6 protein-coding genes and 1 pseudogene are annotated in these 6,115 nt (G+C 74.0%); 4 read left to right on the top strand and 3 right to left on the bottom strand.

Features of this window, described 5'->3' with window-relative positions; translation table 11 throughout:
* The 3 genes from ACSNN9_RS27345 to ACSNN9_RS27335 all read left to right on the top strand — a co-directional run.
* Positions 1 to 756, top strand: a 756-nt coding sequence (locus ACSNN9_RS27345) for a YwiC-like family protein (RefSeq protein ID WP_436676156.1), incomplete at its 5' end; no start/stop codon positions are given.
* A gap of 103 nt (positions 757 to 859) precedes the next feature.
* On the top strand, positions 860 to 1,456 hold the full coding sequence (locus tag ACSNN9_RS27340) for a flavodoxin family protein (RefSeq protein ID WP_436676155.1): 597 nt from the start codon (positions 860 to 862) through the stop codon (positions 1,454 to 1,456).
* 168 nt (positions 1,457 to 1,624) lie between these two features.
* On the top strand, positions 1,625 to 2,353 hold the full coding sequence (locus ACSNN9_RS27335; RefSeq protein ID WP_436676153.1) for a class I SAM-dependent methyltransferase: 729 nt from the start codon (positions 1,625 to 1,627) through the stop codon (positions 2,351 to 2,353).
* Position 2,354: 1 nt separating this feature from the next.
* On the opposite strand, the gene ACSNN9_RS27330 is transcribed toward ACSNN9_RS27335, so the two are convergent.
* Positions 2,355 to 3,095, bottom strand: coding sequence for a MerR family transcriptional regulator (locus ACSNN9_RS27330; RefSeq protein WP_436676152.1), 741 nt, complete (start codon positions 3,093 to 3,095; stop codon positions 2,355 to 2,357).
* Between the two features lie 178 nt (positions 3,096 to 3,273).
* Here ACSNN9_RS27330 and ACSNN9_RS27325 point away from each other — a divergent pair, with 178 nt between their 5' ends.
* Positions 3,274 to 5,547, top strand: coding sequence for an ATP-binding cassette domain-containing protein (locus ACSNN9_RS27325; protein ID WP_436676151.1), 2,274 nt, complete (start codon positions 3,274 to 3,276; stop codon positions 5,545 to 5,547).
* Positions 5,548 to 5,585: 38 nt separating this feature from the next.
* Here ACSNN9_RS27325 and ACSNN9_RS27320 read toward each other — a convergent pair whose 3' ends face one another.
* Both ACSNN9_RS27320 and ACSNN9_RS27315 read right to left on the bottom strand, forming a co-directional pair.
* Positions 5,586 to 5,834, bottom strand: a complete 249-nt coding sequence (locus ACSNN9_RS27320; RefSeq protein WP_436676150.1) for a hypothetical protein — start codon at positions 5,832 to 5,834, stop codon at positions 5,586 to 5,588.
* 119 nt (positions 5,835 to 5,953) lie between these two features.
* A pseudogene (locus tag ACSNN9_RS27315) lies at positions 5,954 to 6,115 on the bottom strand (protein-tyrosine phosphatase family protein); the annotation flags it as partial.

Here is a 6,115-nt window from a genome sequence, read left to right as displayed (position 1 = left end):
CCCCCCCCCCCCGCCCCGGGCGCGTCCGCTTCCGCGCCGGCCCAGGGGCGGTCGCCGGGCTGGGTGCCGCCGCAGCACGGCGCCTGGGCGATGCTGCTGCTGCCCGTCCTGGCGGCGCTGACCGTCACCGGCCCGCACCCGCTGCACCTGCCCCTGCTCGGGGCCGCGCTCGCCGGGTACCCGCTGTCGTACTTCGCGTTGCAGGCGGTCAAGACCGGCCGGTTCCGCCGGGTACGGCCGCAGCTCGTCGGGTACGGCCTCGCCACGGTCGCGCTGGCCGCGCCGGTGCTGGTGGCCCGGCCCGCGACGCTCGCCTACGCCCCGCTCTACGCGGTCCTCGCCGCCGTGAACGCCGGCTACGCGCGCTGGCGGCGGGACCGGGCGTTCGTCAACGACCTCGCCTTCGTGACGCAGTGCGGGCTGCTCGGCCTCGTCGTCGCCACGGTCGCCGGGGTGCCGTGGACCAGGGTGGCCGGGGTGACGATCGTGGCGCTGGGCTACCTGGTCGGCACGGTCCTGCACGTCAAGACGATGATCCGGGAGCGGGACAGCGTCCGGTACCGGTGGGCGTCGTGGACGTACCACGGCGTCGCCGTCGTCGCCGCCGTGCTCTGGGCGTCGGTGCCCGTCGCCGTGGTCTTCGCCGTGCTGCTCGCCCGGGCGGTCGTGCTCGCCAGGCGCCGGTTCACGCCGAAGCGGGTGGGCCTGGTCGAGACGGCGTGCGCCCTGCTGGTGCTGGCAGCCGTGACGCTATGACCGACCGGCGCGAGATCGGCAGCGCTCGGCACGCCGCCGGCAGGGGCGTCCACTCGGCTACCGTCGTGGATGCCTCGATCAGTCGGACATGGACGGTGCCGTCATGCGTTTCCTCTTCCTCCTCGGCAGCTCACGCTCCGGCGGCAACACCGAACTCCTGGCCCGGCGCGCCGCGGCCGCGCTGCCGGCCGGCGTCGAGCAGCGCTGGCTCCACCTGGCCGACCATCCCCTCGCGCCCTTCCGGGACATCCGGCACGACGAGCAGCGCTACGTGCAGCCGACCGGCAACGAGGCGCTGCTGCTGACCGAGACGCTCGCCGCGACCGACCTGGTGATCGCCTCGCCGCTCTACTGGTACAGCGTCAGCGCCGCCACCAAGCTCTACCTCGACCACTGGTCGGGCTGGCTGCGGGTGCCCGGCGTCGACTTCCGGCAGCGCATGCGCGGCCGCCGGATGTGGGCGGTCAGCGCCCTCAACGACGAGGACCCGGCCACGGCGGACCCGCTGGTGACCACCCTGCGGCGCAGCGCCGACTACCTCGGCATGCGATGGGGCGGCGCGCTGCTCGGTCAGGCCAACCGGCCCGGCGACGTGCTCCGCGACGCTGCCGCGCTCCGAGCCGCCGACGCCTTCTTCGGCCCGACGACGCCCGAGGCCGGCGCGCAGGACGGGTGGGTCGCGCAACCCGCGTCCCGCTGACCCCGGTCGCGGCGCGAGTCCCTCGCGGCCCGCGTCGACAGTTGGCTCCCGGCGGGCCGGACCCGCCGCGTCGGTTGGCTCACAAGCCGTTGCCTCCGGCGTCGCCCAGCGACTAGAACCGGGGAACGATCGCCCGGACCTCCCGGCGACGGTGGCGAGGTGATGGCCGTGGCTCTGATCCCCTACGACGACACCGACTCGGCGGCCTTCGCCGCGACCCGGGAGCTGCCGCGCAGCGGCCTGGACCGGTGGCGGCACGCGGTGCAGCACCACCTGCGGCCACGTACCGGCACCACCGTGCTCGACCTCGGCGCCGGCACCGGCGCCTGGGCCGCCGCCTTCACCGAGTGGTTCGGCGCCCGGGTGCTGGGGGTGGAGCCCGCCGAGGCGATGCGCTCCCGCGCCACCCACCGGCCGCTGCTCGCCGGCGACGCCGTCGCCCTGCCGCTGCGCGACTCCGTGGCCGACGCCGCGTGGCTGTCCACGATGGTCCACCACATCCCCGACCTCGACGCGGCGGCGCGCGAGCTGCGCCGGGTGCTCCGGCCGGGCGCCCCCGTACTGATCCGCTCGCCGTTTCCCGGCCGGCACCAGCGGATCACGCTGTTCCGCTGGTTCCCGGAAGCCGTACGGGTCCTCGAGACCTACCCGGACCTGGCCCGGGTGCGGGCGGCGTTCGCCACGGCCGGGTTCACCGTCAGCACCGTCGAGCCCGTCGCGCAGACCACGGCGGCGTCGCTGGCCGAGTTCGCCGAGCGCCTCGACCGCCGGGCCCACACCCCGCTCCAGCTGATCACCGACGAGGAGTACGCCAACGGCCTGGCCCGGCTCCGGGCCGCGGCCGCCGGGGCGAGCGGCCCGGTCGTCGACCACCTCGACCTGCTGGTGCTGCGCTGAGTCACCCGGGCAGGGCCGCGTCGCGGTGGTGCAGGTAGTCGTGGAGCGCCGCCGAGGCACCCAGCCGTCGCAGGCTGCGCCGGTGCAGCTCCTGCTCCCGCTTGGCCAGCTCCGCGTGGACGCGCTGGGCGCTGCCGGCGGTGCGCATCTCGTCGAGCACGGCCGCGACGATGTCGAACGGGTACGCCCCCCGGCGCAGCAGCGCGACGACCTGCGCGGCGCGCACCTCGGCCGCGTCGTACACCCGGTAGCCGGTGCCGCGTTCGCGGACCGGCCGGAGCAGGCCGCGCTGCTCCCACAGCCGTAGCTGCGAGGTGCGGACGCCGACCAGGTCGGCGACCTCGCCGATGCGGGCCCCGCGCCGGGGCGCCGGCGGGACGGCGGCCGGGCTGGTCACCACGGTCTCGAACGCGCCCAGCACCCGCCGGATGTCGGCCCGCTCACGGTCCAGCTCGGCGTGGCCGGCGTCGAGCGCCGCCAGCGCCGCCGCCAGGTCGCCCCGGTGCACCGCGACCATGACCTCCCGGGTACGCGCCCAGCCGTGCCCCTCGGCCATCCGGCGGACCACCGCCAACGCCCGCACGTGGTCGGCGGTGAAGACGCGGTAACCGGCGGGGGTGCGCTCGACCGGCGGCAGCACGCCGAGGTCGACGTAGTTGCGGACCTGCTGGACGGAGATCCCGGCGGTCGCCGCGACCTGAGCCCCCCGCCACCGCCCGACCGGTCGTCGCGAATCCACCACCGGGCCACCCTACCCGTCTCCACGCTGTTTGAGACTTCCTCGCCCACTTCCGGCAGGCCCCCGCAGACCAGCGAGGTGAAACCCTACACGGGCGGTTCAATGAGACGATTGAATGCGGCCTGGCCTCCGTAGATGTAGCTCGGGCGGAACTCCGCCCACGACCTCGCGAAGGGTTCGCATGCAGCAGCCAGCACGGTCCGCCGCCGACAGCCACGACATGATCGAGGTACGCGGCGCCCGGGAGAACAACCTCGCCTCCGTCTCGGTCGACATCCCCAAGCGCCGGCTGACCGTCTTCACCGGGGTCTCCGGCTCCGGCAAGTCCTCCCTCGTCTTCGGGACCATCGCCGCCGAGTCGCAGCGCCTGATCAACGAGACCTACAGCGCCTTCCTCCAGTCGTTCATGCCGAACCTGAGCCGCCCCGACGTCGACTCGCTGCGCAACCTGAGCGCGGCCATCGTCGTCGACCAGGAGCGGATGGGCGCGAACTCGCGCTCCACCGTCGGCACCGCCACCGACGCGTACGCGATGCTGCGGATCGTCTTCAGCCGGCTCGGCACCCCGCACGTGGGTGCGGCCGGCGCGTTCAGCTTCAACCTGGCCGAGGGCATGTGCCCGACCTGCGAGGGCCTCGGGCGGGTCTCCGACCTCGACGTCGACGAGCTGGTCGACCGCGAGCGTTCGCTCAACGACGGCGCGATCAAGGTGCCCAACTTCGCCGTCGACTCGTGGTACTGGCAGACCATCGTCAACTCCGGGTTGTTCGACCCGGACGCCAAGCTCCAGGACTACACGCCGCAACAGTGGGAGGACTTCCTCCACAAGCCGCCCACCAAGATCAAGGTAGGCAGCAACAACTGGACGTACGAGGGCCTGGTGGTCAAGGTACGCCGGCTCTACCTGGCCAAGGACCGCGAGTCGATGCAGGCGCACATCCGCGCGTTCGTCGACCGGGCGGTCACCTTCACCACCTGCGCCGCCTGCCGGGGCACCCGGCTCAACGCGGCGGCGCTGTCCTCCCGGATCGACGGGCGCAACATCGCGGAGTGCTCGGCGATGCAGATCAGCGACCTGGCCGAGTTCGTCCGCGCGATCGACGATCCCTCGGTCGCCCCGCTCATCGGCAACCTGCGTGACCTGCTCGACTCGCTGGTCGAGATCGGCCTGGGCTACCTCAGCCTGGACCGCGAGTCCGCCACCCTCTCCGGCGGCGAGGCGCAGCGGGTGAAGATGGTCCGGCACCTCGGCTCCAGCCTCTCCGACGTCACGTACGTCTTCGACGAACCCACCGTGGGCCTGCACCCGCACGACATCGCCCGGATGAACGACCTGCTGCTGCGCCTGCGCGACAAGGGCAACACGGTGCTCGTCGTCGAGCACAAGCCCGAGACGATCGCCATCGCCGACCACGTGGTCGACCTCGGGCCCGGGGCCGGCACGGCCGGCGGCCGGATCTGCTTCACCGGCGACGTCGCCGGCCTGCGCCGCTCCGACACGCTGACCGGCCGGCACCTCGACCACCGGGTACGCCTGCGCGAGCACGTACGCCGGCCGTCGGGCCAGCTGTCGATCCGCAACGCCGACCTGCACAACCTGCGGGACGTCAGCGTCGACATCCCGCTCGGCGTGCTGACCGTGGTGACCGGGGTGGCCGGTTCCGGCAAGAGCTCGCTGATCCACGGGTCGCTGCACCGCCGCGACGGCGTGGTGGTCGTCGACCAGTCGCCGATCCGGGGTTCCCGGCGCAGCAACCCGGCCACCTACACCGGCCTGCTGGACCCGATCCGCACCGCCTTCGCCAAGGCCAACGGGGTCAAGGCCGCGCTGTTCAGCGCCAACTCCGAGGGCGCCTGCCCGACCTGCAAGGGCATCGGCCTGGTCTACACCGACCTGGCGATGATGGCCGGTGTCGCCTCGGTCTGCGAGCGGTGCGAGGGGCGGCGCTTCACCGACGAGGTGCTCACCTACCGGCTGCGGGGCAGGAACATCAGCGAGGTGCTCGCGATGTCCGCCACGGAGGCCCGGGACTTCTTCCCCGGCGGCGCCGCCCGGGCGGTCCTCGACCGGCTGGTCGACGTCGGGCTCGGCTACCTCACCCTGGGTCAGCCGCTCAACACGCTCTCCGGCGGCGAGCGGCAACGGCTCAAGCTGGCCATCCGCATGGCCGATAGCGGAAGCACCTACGTGCTGGACGAACCGACCACCGGCCTGCACCTGGCCGACGTGGACCAGCTGCTCGCCCTGCTGGACCGGCTGGTCGACGCCGGCAACACCGTCGTCGTGATCGAGCACCACCAGGCGGTCATGGCGCACGCCGACTGGCTGATCGACCTCGGGCCGGGGGCGGGGCACGACGGCGGCCGGATCGTCTTCACCGGCACGCCGGCCGACCTCGTCGCCCACGGCGACACGCTGACCGCCCGTCACCTGCGCGAGTACGTGGACCGCTGACCCACCGGCCGATGCCCGGGCGCTCTCCCCGCCGGACGTCAGCGTCCCGACGCGGGGAGCGCCCGGGCGGACGGCGCCGCCAGCCGGCGCAGCCATCGCCGCAACGGCGACACCGACGCCGCGACCGGGGTGAGCAGCCCGACGATGGTCAGCAGGGTGTCGAGGAAGAGCGTCGCCAGCACGACGAGGACGGCCAGGGCCGCCACGGTGCGGGCGATCACCGCCGCCGGGCGGGCGGGCACCCGGTGGGCGCCGTGGCGACGGACGGGGACACGGGGTGGAGCCATGGTGCCTGGTACCTGCCTCGGAGATCGGGTGCGCCGCCTCTCCTACCCCCCGTGAGCTGCCCGGACACGGCCGATGACAAGCACCACACCGCGCGACGCCCCGACCCCGGGAGCCCGGGTCAGGTGAGGCGGCGCAGCCAGCGACGCTGCCAGGGCGTCTCGACGGCCCGCGGGCGGTAGGTGGCGCGCACCCAGTCCACCGCCCGCTCCGGCGGCAGCCCGTCGAGGATCGCCAGCGCCGCCAGCGCCGTGCCCACGGCGGCGAGCGGGTGGAGGTGGCC

The sequence above is a fragment of the Micromonospora sp. URMC 107 genome (assembly GCF_051386315.1).
GTDB lineage: Bacteria > Actinomycetota > Actinomycetes > Mycobacteriales > Micromonosporaceae > Micromonospora.
Note: the sequence above shows the minus strand (reverse complement) of the source record. Positions and strands in the feature narration are given on the sequence as shown.